The organism is Streptomyces sp. NBC_01314 (assembly GCF_041435215.1).
GTDB lineage: Bacteria > Actinomycetota > Actinomycetes > Streptomycetales > Streptomycetaceae > Streptomyces.
The window spans coordinates 4,068,283-4,082,934 of record NZ_CP108394.1; the positions used below are offsets into that span (position 1 = coordinate 4,068,283).

Annotated in this window: 13 protein-coding genes; 1 reads left to right on the forward strand and 12 read right to left on the reverse strand. The window is 71.4% G+C overall.

Features of this window, described 5'->3' with window-relative positions:
• Positions 1–64: 64 nt before the first annotated feature.
• From OG622_RS17760 to OG622_RS17795, 8 genes are all read right to left on the reverse strand, one after another.
• On the reverse strand, positions 65–679 hold the full coding sequence (locus OG622_RS17760) for a response regulator (protein ID WP_371577109.1): 615 nt from the start codon (positions 677–679) through the stop codon (positions 65–67).
• Positions 676–1,866: a sensor histidine kinase gene (locus OG622_RS17765; protein ID WP_371577111.1), complete on the reverse strand. Its 1,191-nt coding sequence runs from the start codon at positions 1,864–1,866 to the stop codon at positions 676–678. Before OG622_RS17765 ends, OG622_RS17760 begins: the two co-directional genes overlap by 4 nt.
• Entirely contained in the window at positions 1,863–2,603 is a 741-nt protein-coding gene (locus OG622_RS17770) for an ABC transporter permease (protein ID WP_371577113.1), read from the reverse strand. Before OG622_RS17770 ends, OG622_RS17765 begins: the two co-directional genes overlap by 4 nt.
• Positions 2,600–3,553 carry an ABC transporter ATP-binding protein gene (locus tag OG622_RS17775; protein WP_371577114.1) on the reverse strand — a complete coding sequence of 318 codons (954 nt, stop codon included), beginning with the start codon at positions 3,551–3,553 and terminating at the stop codon, positions 2,600–2,602. Before OG622_RS17775 ends, OG622_RS17770 begins: the two co-directional genes overlap by 4 nt.
• A gap of 155 nt (positions 3,554–3,708) precedes the next feature.
• Complete coding sequence (locus OG622_RS17780; protein WP_371577115.1) at positions 3,709–5,775, reverse strand: hypothetical protein; 2,067 nt, start codon at positions 5,773–5,775, stop codon at positions 3,709–3,711.
• 248 nt (positions 5,776–6,023) lie between these two features.
• Entirely contained in the window at positions 6,024–6,455 is a 432-nt protein-coding gene (locus OG622_RS17785; protein ID WP_371577117.1) for a DUF6113 family protein, read from the reverse strand.
• Positions 6,456–6,519: 64 nt separating this feature from the next.
• The gene (gene mshB / locus OG622_RS17790; RefSeq protein WP_371577118.1) at positions 6,520–7,491 is read right to left on the reverse strand and encodes an N-acetyl-1-D-myo-inositol-2-amino-2-deoxy-alpha-D-glucopyranoside deacetylase; all 972 of its coding nucleotides are present in this window, start codon (positions 7,489–7,491) and stop codon (positions 6,520–6,522) included.
• Between the two features lie 124 nt (positions 7,492–7,615).
• On the reverse strand, positions 7,616–7,810 hold the full coding sequence (locus OG622_RS17795; RefSeq protein ID WP_005480627.1) for a hypothetical protein: 195 nt from the start codon (positions 7,808–7,810) through the stop codon (positions 7,616–7,618).
• Between the two features lie 224 nt (positions 7,811–8,034).
• Between OG622_RS17795 and OG622_RS17800 the strand changes: the two genes are divergently transcribed.
• A complete protein-coding gene (locus OG622_RS17800; protein ID WP_371577119.1) occupies positions 8,035–10,230 on the forward strand; it encodes a prolyl oligopeptidase family serine peptidase in 2,196 nt (731 codons plus the stop codon).
• 160 nt (positions 10,231–10,390) lie between these two features.
• On the opposite strand, the gene OG622_RS17805 is transcribed toward OG622_RS17800, so the two are convergent.
• The 4 genes from OG622_RS17805 to OG622_RS17820 all read right to left on the reverse strand — a co-directional run bounded on the left by OG622_RS17805 (position 10,391) and on the right by OG622_RS17820 (position 14,651).
• Positions 10,391–11,563, reverse strand: a complete 1,173-nt coding sequence (locus OG622_RS17805) for an ABC transporter ATP-binding protein (protein WP_371577120.1) — start codon at positions 11,561–11,563, stop codon at positions 10,391–10,393.
• Positions 11,529–12,539, reverse strand: a complete 1,011-nt coding sequence (locus OG622_RS17810; protein WP_371577121.1) for an ABC transporter ATP-binding protein — start codon at positions 12,537–12,539, stop codon at positions 11,529–11,531. The genes OG622_RS17805 and OG622_RS17810 overlap by 35 nt, the downstream gene beginning before the upstream one ends.
• Before the next feature lie 179 nt (positions 12,540–12,718).
• Entirely contained in the window at positions 12,719–13,735 is a 1,017-nt protein-coding gene (locus OG622_RS17815; protein ID WP_371577123.1) for an ABC transporter permease, read from the reverse strand.
• Entirely contained in the window at positions 13,728–14,651 is a 924-nt protein-coding gene (locus OG622_RS17820) for an ABC transporter permease (RefSeq protein WP_371577124.1), read from the reverse strand. Before OG622_RS17820 ends, OG622_RS17815 begins: the two co-directional genes overlap by 8 nt.
• Position 14,652: the final 1 nt, after the last annotated feature.

Below are 14,652 nucleotides of genomic sequence, written 5' to 3' on the forward strand. Positions count from 1 at the left end.
AGTCACTCGATGCCACAGCCCCGCGCCCCCGGGTTCTCCCGGCTGCTCCGGGCTGCCCCGGCCGTCACAGCCAGCCCTTTTCCCGTGCCGTGCGGACCGCCTCTGTTCGGTTTCTCACCGCCAGCTTGTGTATCGCCGTCGACAGGTAGTTGCGGACCGTGCCCTGGGAGAGGTGGAGGGTCTTGGCGAGTTCCGCGTTCGTGGAGCCGTCGGCCGCCGCTCGCAGGACCTCGCGCTCCCGGTCGGTCAGAGGGTTCGCGCCCCCGGCCAGGGCCGCTGCCGCGAGAGTGGGGTCGATGACCCGGTCTCCTGCCAGCACTCTCCGTACGGCGTCCGCGAGTTGGGCGGCGGGGGCGTCCTTGACCAGGAACGCGTCGGCGCCGGCCTCCATGGCGCTGCGGAGGTAGCCGGGGCGGCCGAAGGTGGTGAGGACGACCAGTTTCACCGCCGGGAGGGCCCGGTGGACCTCGGCCGCCGCCTCGATGCCCGTCGCGCCCGGCATCTCGATGTCGAGGAGGGCCACGTCGACGGCGTGGGCGCGGGCGGCGGCCAGGACCTCGTCGCCGCGGGCCACCTGGACCACGACCTCGATGTCGTCCTCCAGGCCGAGCAGGGCGGCCAGGGCCTCGCGGACCATGGACTGGTCCTCGGCGAGCAGAACCTTGATCGTTCGGGTCATGCGCCGGATCCTACGTCCGGGTCCAAAGGCGTGGCGGGGGCCCTGGCCACCAGGCGGAAGCCGTGCCGGGAGCGGCCCGCCTCCAGGGTTCCGCCCACCTTCTCCAACCGCTCGGCGAGACCCGCGAGACCGCTGCCGGGGGCGTCGCCGGCGGCGCCGGCCGGGCCGTCGGGGGCGCCCGTTCCGTCGTCGTCCACGGTCAGTTCGAGCATCGGGCCGTCGAGGGTCTGGCGGCGGACGAGGTCCACCGTGCAGCGGCGGGCGCCGCTGTGCCGTACGACGTTGGTGACGGACTCGCGCAGCGCCCAGGCGAGGACGGACTCACTGTCCTCGGACGCGTCGGTGAGGGCGGAGTGGGGGTCGAGGGGCAGTTCGGGGGTGATGCCGGCCGCCGTCAACGCGTCCCGGGCGCCCGCGAGTTCCGCGCCCAGGCGGGGGCGCCGGTAGCCGGTGACGGCCTCGCGGACGTCGACCAGTGCCTGGCGGCTGACCTGTTCGATGTCGGCGACCTGCTGGGCGGCCTCCTCGGGCCGGCCGGGGAGCATCCGGCCCGCCAGCTCGCTCTTGAGCGTGATCAGGGAGAGGGAGTGGCCGAGAAGGTCGTGCAGGTCGCGGGCGAGACGCAGGCGCTCCTCGTTCGCGGCCAGCTGGGCGACCGTCGCCCTGGCCTCGCGCAGTTCCCTCGTCGTCCGGACGAGTTCGCGGACCCCGGTCATGGAGAAGCCGCCGAGGAGGGCCGGGAGGAGCAGGGGGGCGAGATAGGCCGTGCCGCCCGGTACGGCGAACGCGATGGCCGTGAGGAGGGCCGACACCGCCGGGATGGTGAAGCGGGCGAGCCGCAGCGGGAGGGCCGCGCCGGACGCGACCGACACGTAGACGAAGAGGACGAGCCACTCACGGCCGAGGCTGAGGGCGAGGATCGAGGACTGGACGGCGAGGACGGCGAGCGCGCCGAGCACCATGCGGGTGGTGTCGCGGCGGCCGGTGCGGAAGACAAGGACGAAGTACCAGGTGACGAAGGCCACCAGGCCGATCCAGCCGAGGACGACGACACCGGCGCTGTGGCCTCCGTGCAGCAGGTCGCTGACAGGGGCACTCAGATAGGCGAGCCAGATCCCTGTCCAGAGGAACTTGATCGCCCTCTGCCTGCGGTTCTGCGGGCGCTGCCCGATACCGACGGCGCTCACGCCCTCCGCGTGTCCTTCCGGTAGAGCCAGGCCGCGCCGCCCGCGAACAGGGCGAAGTAGACGGCCAGGACGACGACGTCCTTGGTGTGCGGGGCCTGACTCTGTTCGATGGCCTGCCCCAGGGCAGCGTACGCGTGGGTGGGCACCCACTTCGCGATCTCCTGGAGCCACTCGGGGAACGTCGTGGTGGGCATCCACAGGCCGCCGAGCATCGACAGGCCGAAGTAGACGATCATCGTGATCGGCCGGACCGCGTCCCCGGTGGCGAGGTAGCCGATGGCGACGCCGAGCGCGGCGAAGACGAGGCTGCCGGCCCAGATCGCCCCGGTGAGCGCGAGCCACTGCCAGGCGTCCAGGCGCACGCCCTTCACCGCGGCGGCCACCACGAAGACGATCACGATGGACGGCAGGCTGACCACGGCCGCGCTCGCGGTCTTGGCGAAGACGTATCCGCGGCCCGGCAGAGTCGTCAGCCGCAGTTGCCGTACCCAGCCGCCCTCGCGTTCCTTGGCGATGCGCTCGCTGTTGCCCATCAGGACGGCCGTCAGGGCGCCGAAGGACGCCATCGAGACCATCATGTAGGTCGGGAGGGTCAGACCGGTGTCACCGAGCTTCTCGGTGCTGCTCGCGCTGCCCGCGATGAGCAGGAACAGCAGCGAGGGGTAGAGCACCGAGAAGAACATGGACTTGCGGTTGCGCAGGGCGCGGATGAGTTCCAGCTTGATCAGGCTGTTCATGACTGCTGCTTCGCCTCCTCGGCGGCGGTGATGGCGACGAAGGCCTGCTCCAGGCCGAGTCCGCCGACTTCGAGGTTGCGGGGGTAGACGCCGAGGCCGTAGAGGGCGTGGACGGTCGCGTCGGCGTCGGTGGACTGGATGCGGACGGTACGGCCGGACACGTCGATGGTGGTCAGGCAGGGCAGGGTGTGCAGCCGGGCCTCGTCGGCCGGACTCCCGTGCAGGTCGAAGGAGATCCTCCTGGCTCCCGCCCTGGCCTTGATCTCGGCCGCCGTGCCGTCGGCCAGCAGTCGGCCCCGGTGCAGGACGAGCACGCGGTCGGCGATGGCGTCGGCCTCTTCGAGGTAGTGGGTGGCGAAGAGGACGGTGCGGCCCTGGTCGGCCTGTTCGCGCATGGTCGCCCAGAAGGCCTGGCGGGCGGAGACGTCCATGCCGGTGGTGGGCTCGTCAAGGACGATCAGGTCGCTGTCACCGGCTGTGGCGAGGGCGAAGCGGACGCGCTGGGCCTGGCCGCCGGAGAGCTTGTGGACCCTGCGGTCGGCGATCTGGGTGATGCCGGAGCGGGCGAGGACGTCGGAGACCGGGTACGGCCTCGGGTGCAGGTCACAGGCGAGCCGGACCAGTTCGGCGACCGTGACGTCGTCCATCAGCCCGCCGCTCTGCAGCATGGCGCCCACGCGTCCGGCGACGATCGCCTCGCGCGGGCTCGTGCCGAAGACACCGACCGTGCCGCTGTCGGCGTTCTTGAGGCCGAGCAGCAGGTCCAGGGTGGTGGACTTGCCGGCGCCGTTCGGGCCCAGCAGGGCCACGGTCTCCCCCGGGTACAGGGCGAGCGTCAGGCCGTCCACGGCCAGCACGTCGCCGTACGCCTTCGTCACCCTGTCGAATCCCACCACCGCTGAGTCGGTGGCCTTCGTCGTGGCCGTCGTCGTGGTCGTCATGTGCACCATCGTCGGCGCGCGGGGGGTGCCGTCGGCAGTGTCGGCGGTCCTGATCCCGGCATGACAGAAGTCATACCGGGGACGGTGACAGTGACGACTCCGGGATACGGCGAGGGGGCACCCGGCGTGTGCCGGGTGCCCCCTCCGCGCCGCTCCGGGACCGGCTAGCTCGGGTCCGTCTCGATGACCGCCGTGCGGTCCGTCGTGCTCTTCAGGGCCTGGCGGAGGGCGCTGTAGACGTCCTCGACGGTGACCGGGGTCTTCTCACCGTTGCCACGGGTGATGAGGACTCCGTCGAAGGCGCCGCCGTAGAGCTCCTTGAGGGCCTTCTCGTCGTAGGAGTCGACGAGCTTGCCGTCGACCGTCTTGACGGTCATGAACCTCCAGAGGGAGTTCTCCGGGCTCATCGGGACGCTGTGCAGGGGGTCCGTCTGGACGGTCACCCTGCCCGACATGGCCGGCTGCGCGAACTCCTTCATGAACCGGTCGACCTCGGCCTTGTCGACCGACGGCTCCTTGGTGGTGGTCGGGAGCCGCACGGCGGTGACCGTGCCGGTCTCGACCTGGGTGCGGTAGGCCTCCTCGACGGCGTCGGTGGACTCGTCGACGTCGATGCCCTTGCCCGCCTTGCCGTAGACGGCGACGGCCTTGCCGGCCTCGTACTTGACGGTGCCGTCGCTCGCCGAGCCGGAGCTGCCGGCGGCGCGCCGCAGGGCGGCCTCCAGCTTCTCCTCGTCGACGGGCATGACGGGCGCGACGACCCGCTTCTGGCCGAAGAGCGAGCCGATCACGGAGACGGGGTTGTAGTCGCTGACGGCGGCGGCGCTGACCGTGGCCTGCTTGTCGAACTGGAGTCCGGCCTGGTCGGGCCTGAGCGAGACGGTCTCGCCGTCGACGGTGAGCTTCAGCGCCGCGTCGGTGCTCTTGCCGAAGGCCGCGTCCAGCTTGTTGACGGCCTCGTCACGGGTGCCGCCGCCGATGTCGACGCCGAGGACCGTGGTGCCCTTGGGGACGTCGGAGTGGTTCATCAGCAGACCGGCGCCGTAGACACCGCCGCCGAGGAAGATCGCACCGCCGATGAGCAGGCCGAGCTTGCTGCGGCCCTTCTTCTTGGCCGGCTTGGCGGACTTCGTGTTCTTCGCCGGGCCGGACTTCGCCTGCGGAGCGGGGTCGGGCAGCTTCGGCGGGGTGTGCCGCACCGCGCCGTCGGGGCCGCCCGCGCCGAACGGTGTGCCCTGGGTGCCGGGGGGCACGACCGGGATACCGCTGGTCAGGGTGTGCCCGGAGGGGTTGTCGAGGTGGGGGCCGGGGCCGCCGCCGTAGCCCGGGGCGCCCGGCTCTTGGGCCTGCCGCTGCGGGGTGAGGACCGCGGTGTCGTCGCTGAGGCCGCCGCCGGGGCGGGCGTAGCCGCCGGACGCGGAGAAGTCGGCGTCGGGGCCGCCGAAGGGGTTGCCCTGGTAGCCGGGGTTGCCGGTGCCGCCCTGGCCGGGCGGCGGGCCGAGCGGGCTGTCGCCGGTGACGGGGCCGCCGGTGGGGCCCGCCGGGCCGGAGCGGCCGTTCGGGCCGCCGGGGTGGCCGCCGCCGTTGTCCGAGAAGTACGGCAGGTCGTCGCGCTCGGGCTTGGTGCCGGCCAGCGCGGCCGATACGTCGAAGGAGCCGGTGCCGCCGCCGTGGCCGGGAGCGACCGGCTGACCGCCGGTGGCACCGGCGAGCCCGGCGCCGTTCGTACCGCCGGGCCTGGGGCCGGCGCTCGCGCCGGGGCGCGGGCCACCGGGCTGCGTGCCGCCGGGACCCCCGGCCATCGGGCCCGTGCCGCCGGGACGGGCGCCCGGGTCGGGGCCGCCCTGCGCGCCGGTGACCGGGCCACCGATGGACCCGGTGGAGAACCCGGCCCCGTCGCTGGCGCCCTTGGGGGGCGGCGTGGCGCCGCCCCTGCGGGGCGCGAACCAGTCGCTGGTGGGCTCGGCCGGCGCGGCCGGGTCGGGCCCGGGCGCCGGGGTGTCCGTGAACACGGGCATGGCCGTGGTGCCGGTGGTCTCCGACTCGGACCCGGTGCCGTCAGCGGCGCCCGCGCCGTCGCCGACCGGTGTGCGGACGACGACCGGCGGGATCGGACGCGAGCCGGGGATGTTGATCCGGACCCGCGTGGTCAGCGTGGTCTCGGTCCTGGGGCCGTCCGGTCGCTCGCCGGCGGCCGACCGGGCCGCCTCGGCACCGGCCTCGGTGGCCATGGGCGTGCCGTACGGCGGTGTCCCCGACGGGTACGCGGTGCTACCGCGCCCATTGGCCCCGGAGGACGAAGTGTCAGTTTCACGACTCAAGGCAGGATCTCCCGGTTTGCTCCGCCGCCCTCACGACCTCAACTCAGCGGGCAGCTCGGCGGCGCGCACCACCATACTGGCCACTTCCGGCGCGTAACCCACGACCGCGTGGGAAACCCACACCGGACCCGCACCCGCGCACTGCTGCGAAGTGGTGGTCACTTCCCAAGTCGGACGTCGGGCCCGGTCGGTTGCCGCCCCCACCCAAGGGTGGCGCACATCACAGCCACAGCCATGCCCCCGAGCAGGAAGAGATACGAGCCGGCTCCCGCGCCGAACAGGAAGTCGCCCTCCGGCCGGGTGGACGTCAGCAGGACGACGGAGATCATCCAACCGGAGGCCGGCGCAACGGCCCCCGCCCGGCTGCCCGTCGCCCGCGCGCCACCCAGGAAGAGCCCGGCGGCGCCCAGCAGCGCGAGCAGCAATCCGCCGGGGAACCAGGCCGCTTGGAGCAGCCCTCCGGCCACGCCGACCACCGCTCCCAGCACGAAGAGCCCCAGGTGGGCGGCGGCGCGCGCCAGCGGGGGAAACGTCAACGGCTGGGCGAGCGCGCCGCCTTGCCCGCCCGTCGGCCGGTCCGTCCGCTTCATCGCCGGACCGCCGCTCGGCGGTCGGGCGAACGCACCACTCGTTTGTCATACACATGCGTACGCATCACAGGGCCGTTCCGTTCTGCCGTTCCTCGAAAGAAATGCCGGGAATCCCCTCGAACAAGTCACATTCCCGGCTCCCCCCTTCGCGTCTGCCGCGTACCAACTCGTAGTACTCGGTGCTCAGGAAGGGCTGTGCCAGCGCGTTGGAGAGGGCGAAGTACGGCTCGGCGACCTCGATCTGGGTGGCGTGCGCGCGCATCGCGGCGGCCTTCGCTGCCGCGAAGCCGGTGCCGTCGATCTCGGTCGTGACGATGTGGTCGTCCACCACTCCGGGCACATCGGTGACGCTCGCGGCCTGCTTGAACGGCAGCCGTCCGGGCTCGGCGAGGTCGCGGCGGAGCCGGCCGAAGCCCTCCAGGAGCACCCCGCGCGGCACCCGGTTCCAGTAGACCTTGTCGATGTCCCAGGGCTCGCCCAGGTCGGGGCGGAAGTCCGGGTCGGGGGTCAGGTCGGCCGCGCGCATGGCGACGCGGTGGGCCTGGATGTGGTCGGGGTGGCCGTAGCCGCCGTTGGGGTCGTAGGTGACGAGGACCTGGGGGCGGACCTCGCGGATCACCCGGACCAGGTGGGCGGCGGCCTCGTCGACGTCGGCGGACCAGAAGGCGCCGGGGCGCTCGTTCTGCTCGACGCCCATCATCCCGGAGTCACGGTAGCGGCCGGGGCCGCCGAGGAAACGGTGGTCGGTGACTCCGAGTTCCTTCATGGCCTCGGCCAGCTCGTCCGCCCGATGGGAGCCCAGCGTGTCGTCACGGTCGGGCGCAAGGTGCGCGAAACGGGGCGGGATGACCTCGCCCTCCTCGCCGAGGGTGCAGGTCACCAACGTCACCCCGGCTCCCTCGGCCGCGTACCTGGCCATGGTCGCGCCGTTGTTGATCGACTCGTCGTCCGGATGCGCGTGCACCAGGAGCAGTCGGTGAACGGAGCGAGATGGGGGTCCCCCCGGCCGAGCGTTGGGGGAGGGCAGATCCGTCATGGGCCCACCCTACGAGGCCCCCGGCCCGCCCCTGTGCCGGGCGCGGTCATTCACAGGAACGGCCGGCCGCGAGGGTCGAGGGCCCGGTGGGACAGGCCCGGGAAGACCCCGGCGGCCGGAGGCGTCAGAACTTGATACTGCCGATCATGCCCGCGATGTTGGTCGTCAGCTCGCTGATCGTCGGCGCGATGGTCGAGGAGGCGAGGTAGAAACCGAGCAGGATGCAGATGATCGCGTGTGGTGCCTTCAACCCTGACTTCTTGATCAGGATGAAGACGATGATCGCCAGCAGCACCACCGCCGAAATCGAGAGTGCCACGGCGGCTCACCTCCAAAAGTTCCCTGGGACCTGGGGAGCGAAGCAGTTGTCGAAGGCTGACGGCGGAGCCGTCGTCAACCGGTGACGTGGGTGACGCAGTTGTGAATCCATACAGCGGCCAGCAGGTTCATACCCACCCAGCGGTAGTGATCATAACTATCCATACGCGCGCATCGATCGGCGCACGGCCGCACAAGGGGGCGCATGGCCAATATGGTCGGACCATGACGACCCAGCCCGAGTCATTTCCCCGCCGACACGCCCGGACACAACGTTTCACCCTCGGCGCGCCACGGGCGTTCTCCATCGCCCCGGACGGCTCCCGCGTGGTGTTTCTGCGGTCCTCCGCCGGCACCGAGCGGGCGAACAAGCTGTGGGTGCTGGACCTCGGGGACGGCGTCGGGGGAAGCGGGGCGGGGCTTCCCCCGGCCGAGGGCCGGGAGAGGGTGGCGGCCGACCCGGGCGCACTGCTCGCCGGTTCCTCGGAGAAGTTGTCCGCGCAGGAGCGCGCACGCCGTGAGCGTCTGCGCGAGGGCGGCGCCGGGATCGTCGGCTACGCCACCGACGCGGCCGTGGAGCTGGCCTCCTTCGCCTTGTCGGGGCGGCTCTTCGTGGCCGAGCTGCGGGTCGGCACGGCACGTGAACTGGCCGTTCCCGGACCGGTGATCGACCCCCGCCCCTCCCCCGACGGCCGCTACGTCGCGTACGTCGCCCGGGGCGCGCTGCGGGTCGTCGGGGCGGAGGGCGGCGACGACCTGGCGCTCGCGGAGGAGGGACCGGAGAACGTCACCCATGGTCTGGCGGAGTTCATCGCGGCCGAGGAGATGGGCCGTTCGCGTGGTTTCTGGTGGTCGCCCGAGTCGGACCGCCTGCTGGTGGCGCGCGTGGACGACACGCCGGTGCGGCGCTGGTGGATTTCCGACCCCGCGCAGCCGGAGAGGGACCCGCAGCGGGTGGCGTACCCGGCGGCCGGGACGGCCAACGCGGACGTACGGCTCTTCGTGATCGACCTGTCCGGGACCCGCACGGAGGTCGTGTGGGACCGGGCGCGCTACCCGTATCTGGCGCATGTGCACTGGTCAGGGGCGGGTGCGCCGCTGCTTCTGGTGCAGGCGCGGGATCAGCGCAGCCAGCTGTTCCTGGCCGTGGACCCGGACTCGGGTGCGACCCGGATGGTGCACGCCGACGAAGATCCACATTGGCTTGATCTTTTCCCTGGGGTGCCCTCGTGGAGTCCGTCGGGGCAACTCGTGCGTGTCGCGGACGAGGGCGGCGCGCGGGTGCTGGCGGTCGGCGAACGCCCGCTGACGGGGCCGCAGTTGCATGTCCGAGCCGTTCTGGACGTGGCCGACGCCGACGTGCTGATCTCCGCGTCGGCCGGTGCGGCGGCGGCCGATCCGGAGATCGGGGAGATCCACGTCTACCGCGTGAACGAGCTGGGCATGGAGCGCGTCTCGCAGGAGCCCGGCGTGCACTCGGCGGTGCGCGCCGGGGGCGTGACCGTGCTGGTCTCGGCCGTTCCGGAGAGGCCGGGTACCCAAGTACAGGTGCTGCGGGACGGCGACCGGAGGAAGCTGGGGGTTCCCCCGGCCGGAGGCTGGGGGAAGGTGGCGACTGTGGCGTCTTGCGCGGAAGACCCCGGTATGTCACCGCGCGTACGGTTTACACAGGGGGGCGCACGCCGCGTACCGTGCGCCCTGCTTATGCCGAGGGACTACGACGGGGTCACACCCCTGCCGGTTCTCATGGACCCCTACGGTGGTCCGCACGGCCCCCGGGTGCTCGCCGCCCACAACGCGCACCTCACCTCGCAGTGGTTCGCCGACCAGGGTTTCGCGGTGGTGGTCGCCGACGGGCGCGGCACCCCCGGCCGCTCGCCCGCCTGGGAGAAGGAGATCGACGGCGACTTCACGCTCTCCCTGGACGACCAGGTGGACGCGCTGCACGACCTGGCCCAGTCGCATCCGCTGGACCTGTCCCGGGTGGCGATCCGCGGCTGGTCGTACGGCGGCTGGCTCGCGGCCCTCGCCGTGCTGCGCCGCCCGGACGTCTTCCACGCGGGCATCGCGGGCGCCCCGGTCACCGACTGGCGGCTGTACGACACGCACTACACCGAGCGGTACCTGGGCGATCCCACGACGGACCCGGCGGCGTACGCGAAGAGTTCGCTGATCACGGGTGAAGGGCTGTCCTCGCCCGCCGAGCCGCACCGCCCGCTGATGATCGTGCACGGCACCGCCGACGACAACGTCGTGTTCGCCCACGCCCTGCGACTGTCCTCCGCGCTCCTCGCGGCCGGCCGGCCCCACGAGGTCCTGCCGCTCTCCGGGGTCACCCACATCACCCCCCAGGAACAGGTCGCGGAGAACCTGCTGCTGCTCCAGGTGGACTTCCTGAAGCGTTCGCTGGGACTGGCATAGGGGCGGGCGGGCACGGCAACGGGCCGGGGCTACATGGCGAGCCCCGGCCCGTTTACGGCACCCGCACGGCCGTACGCGATTTAGATTCGCGCGTCCGTATATCGGAACGACGTCAGCCAAGTTGCCTGCGTGTTAACGCGTTTGGTGCATATTTGTACGCTTATTCCGCCCCATCCACATGATCGTCCACGGATTTCCCGGCCGACCCCTCAGCCGATCCGTCAGCCGATTCGTCAGCCGCCACCTCGGACGGGTCGCCGGTCGGGTCGCCGGGCGGCTCCTCCGGCGGCACCACCTGCTTCTCCTCCGCGAAGTGGCAGGCCGAGTCATGGGCCGCCGGGCCGCTCCTGAGCCGGAACTCCGCCGGGACCGCGAGGAGCGGCACCTCCAGCGCGCACCGCTCCCGGGCCTTCCAGCAGCGCGTGCGGAAGCGGCACCCGGACGGGATGTTCGTCGGGGAGGGCACGTCGCCGAAGAGGATGATCCGCTCCCGGTGCTCGCGGGCCTCGGGGTCCGGGACGGGCACCGCGGACAGCAGCGCCTGGGTGTAGGGATGCGTCGGGTGGTCGTAGATCTCGGCGTCGCGGCCGATCTCCACGATCCGCCCGAGGTACATCACGCCGACCCGGTCGGAGATGTGCCGCACGATCGACAGGTCGTGCGCGATGAACACGTACGACAGCCCCAGTTCGCCCTGGAGCCGGTCGAGCAGGTTGATGACCTGGGCCTGGACGGAGACGTCGAGGGCGGAGACGGGTTCGTCGGCGACGATGATCTCGGGGCGGAGCGCCAGCCCGCGCGCGATGCCGATGCGTTGGCGCTGGCCGCCGGAGAACTGGTGCGGGTAGCGGTTGATGTACTCGGGGTTGAGCCCGACCACGTCGAGGAGTTCCTGCACCCGGCGCCGGCGGTCGCCCTTGGGCGCGACCTCGGGGTGGATGTCGTACGGCTCCCCGATGATGTCGCCCACGGTCATGCGGGGGTTGAGGGAGGTGTACGGGTCCTGGAAGACCATCTGGATGTTGCGGCGGACTGTCTTGAGGGCCTTGCCGGAGAGCTTGGTGATGTCCTCGCCCTTGTAGCGGATCGAACCGGCGGTCGGCCGTTCCAGGTTGACCAGCATCTTGGCGACCGTGGACTTGCCGCAGCCTGACTCGCCGACGATGCCGAGGGTCTCGCCCCGGCCGAGGGCGAAGTCGACGCCGTCGACCGCCTTCACCGCCCCGACCTGCTTCTTGAAGAGGATGCCCTGGGTGAGCGGGTAGTGCTTGACCAGGCCGCTGACCTCCAGGATCGGCTCAGCCGGTGTGGCTGTCGTGGCTGTCGTGGTCATCGAGGCACTCCCTCCAGAAGTGGCAGGCGCTCATCCGGATCCCGTCCGACGGCTCCACGTCGTACAGCGGGGGTACGTCGGTACGGCAGACGTCGCGGGCCATCGGGCAGCGGGGGTTGAAGGCGCAGCCGGGCGGGATGTTCATGAGGTTGGGCGGCAGACCCCTGATCGCGTACAGCTCCTGGCCCTTCTGGTCCAGGCGCGGGATCGAGTCGAGGAGGCCCCGGGTGTACGGGTGGGCCGGGGCCTTGTAGATGTCGTGGACCGGGGCGGACTCCACGATGCGGCCCGCGTACATCACGGCGATGCGGTCGGCGACGTCCGCGACGACTCCGAGGTCGTGGGTGATGAGGACGAGGCCCATGCGGAGTTCACGCTGAAGTTCGGCCAGGAGGTCCATGACCTGGGCCTGGACGGTGACGTCCAGCGCGGTCGTGGGTTCGTCGGCGATGATCAGCGCGGGTTCCAGGGCCAGCGCCATGGCGATCATGATGCGCTGGCGCATGCCGCCGGAGAACTGGTGCGGATAGTCCCGTACGCGTTCTTTGGCACCCGGGATGCGGACCCGGTCCATCAGCTCGACCGCCTTGGCACGGGCGTCCTTCTTCGACATGCCCCGGTGCACGACGAACATCTCGCCGAGCTGGTCGCCGACGCTCAGCACCGGGTTCAGGGAGGACAGGGCGTCCTGGAAGATCATCGCCATCTCGGCACCGCGGACCTTCCGGCGCTCCTCCTCCTTGAGCTTCAGCAGGTCCTGGCCCTTGAAGAGGATCTCGCCGCCGGTGATCCTCCCGGGCGGCATGTCGAGAATGCCCATGATCGCCTGCGCGGTGACCGACTTCCCGGAACCGGACTCGCCGAGCACGGCCAGCGTCTGCCCCTCGTCCACCCCGTAGTCGACCCCGTTGACCGCCTTGGCGACCCCGTCCCGCGTCCGGAACTCCACGTGCAGGCCACGCACTTCGAGCAACATGACGGCGGCTCACCTCAGCTTCGGGTCGAGGGCGTCGCGCACCGCGTCGCCCGGCATGACGAACGCCAGGACGGGGTCCCGTCGGCGCCTCGGAGCGCCACAGCGGCACGTGGACCCACCCGCCACCGCCCCGGCCACCCCACCCACGGACCACGCGACCCCGGCGACATGACCACCGCTCACCTCAGCTTCGGGTCGAGGGCGTCGCGCACCGCGTCGCCCAGCATGATGAACGCCAGGACGGTGACCGCGAGGGCTCCCGAGGGCCAGAGCAGCGCTTGGGGGGCGTTGCGGATGTACGGGGAGGCGGCGGAGATGTCGATGCCCCAGGAGACGCTGGGGGGTTTGAGGCCGACGCCGAGGTAGGACAGGGTCGCCTCCAGGGCGATGTACGTGCCGAGGGCGATGGTGGCCACGACGATGACCGGGGCGACGGCGTTCGGGGTGATGTGCCGCAGCATCATGCGGGAGTTGGAGGCGCCCAGGGCGCGGGCCGCCTGGACGTAGTCGTTCTGCTTGGCGGTGATGACCGCGCCCCGGGCGATGCGGGAGATCTGCGGCCAGCCGAGCAGCACCATGAAGCCGATCACCGGCCAGATGCTGTTGCTGGTGACCACGGACAGCAGCACCAGGCCGCCGAGCACCACCGGGATCGCGAAGAAGACGTCGGTGATCCGGGACAGGAACGAGTCCGAGTAGCCGCCGAAGAACCCGGCGAGCCCGCCGAGCACGGACCCGAGGAGCGCGACGCCGAGTGTGGCGCAGACGCCGACGGCGATGGAGATCCGCGCCCCGTAGACGGTACGGGTGTAGACGTCGCAGCCCTGGCCGTCGTACCCGAAGGGGTGGCCGGGCTGCGAGCCCTCCTGGGCCTTGGACAGGTCGCACTTGAGCGGGTTGCCTGAGGCGATCAGCGACGGCCAGAGGGAGATGACGACCAGGAAGAGGATCACCAGCGCCGAGATGATGAAGACGGGGTTGCGGCGCAGGTCTCGCCAGGCGTCGGACCAGAGGCTGCGGGCCTTGTCGGACGGGCCGCCACCCGTCGGGTCGTCACCCAGTCGCTTCTCCAGGGTCTCCCCCTCGGTGGTGGCCAGGTCCATGGTGCCGTCCAGCCCCGTCGCGGCGATCGCCCCGTTCTCGGCGGCGCGCTGGCCGCCCGAGACGTGCGGCTCCGGGGGCTGCGGCTCAGGCATAGCGGATCCTCGGGTCGAGTACGGCGTAGAGGAGGTCGACGAGCAGGTTGGCGATCAGGAACACCAGCACGAGGACGGTCACGAAGCCGACGACGGTCTGGGTGTTCTGTCGGAGGATGCCCTGGTAGAGCTGGTAGCCGACGCCGTGGATGTTGAAGATCCGCTCGGTGACGATCGCGCCGCCCATGAGGGCCCCGATGTCGGTGCCGATGAACGTGACCACGGGGATCAGAGAGTTCCGCAGCAGGTGCTTACGGATCACGCGGTGCCGCGGCAGTCCCTTGGCGACGGCGGTGCGGACGTAGTCGGCGCGGGCGTTCTCCGCGATGGACGTCCGGGTCAGACGGGTGACGTACGCCAGGGAGACGGAGGCGAGGACGAGCCCCGGCACGATCAGCTCGCCGAACGGCGCCTCGGAGGAGACCGACGGGCGGATCCAGCCCCACTCCACGCCGAGCAGCAGCTGGAGCAGCAGGCCGGTGACGAAGGTGGGGACCGAGATGACGACCAGGGTGACCACGAGCGCCCCGGTGTCGACGGGCCGCCCGCGCCGCAGGCCGGTGACGACGCCGAGGGCGACGCCGATGACGATCTCGAAGAGGATCGCGACGATCGTCAGCCGGATGGTGACCGGGAAGGCGGAGGCCATCAGCTCGGTGACCTCCTGCCCGTTGAACGCGGTGCCGAAGTCGCCGGTGAAGAGGTTGCCCATGTAGGTCAGGTATTGCTGCCAGACGGGCTTGTCGAGGCCGAACTCGCGGCGTAGCTGGGCGGCCGTCGCCGGATCGCACTCCCGGTCGCCACAGAGGCCCGCGATGGGGTCGCCCATCACGTTCACCATCAGGAAGATCAGGAGGGTGGCGCCCACGAAGACCGGGATCATCTGGAGCAGGCGCCGGACGACGTACCGTCCCACG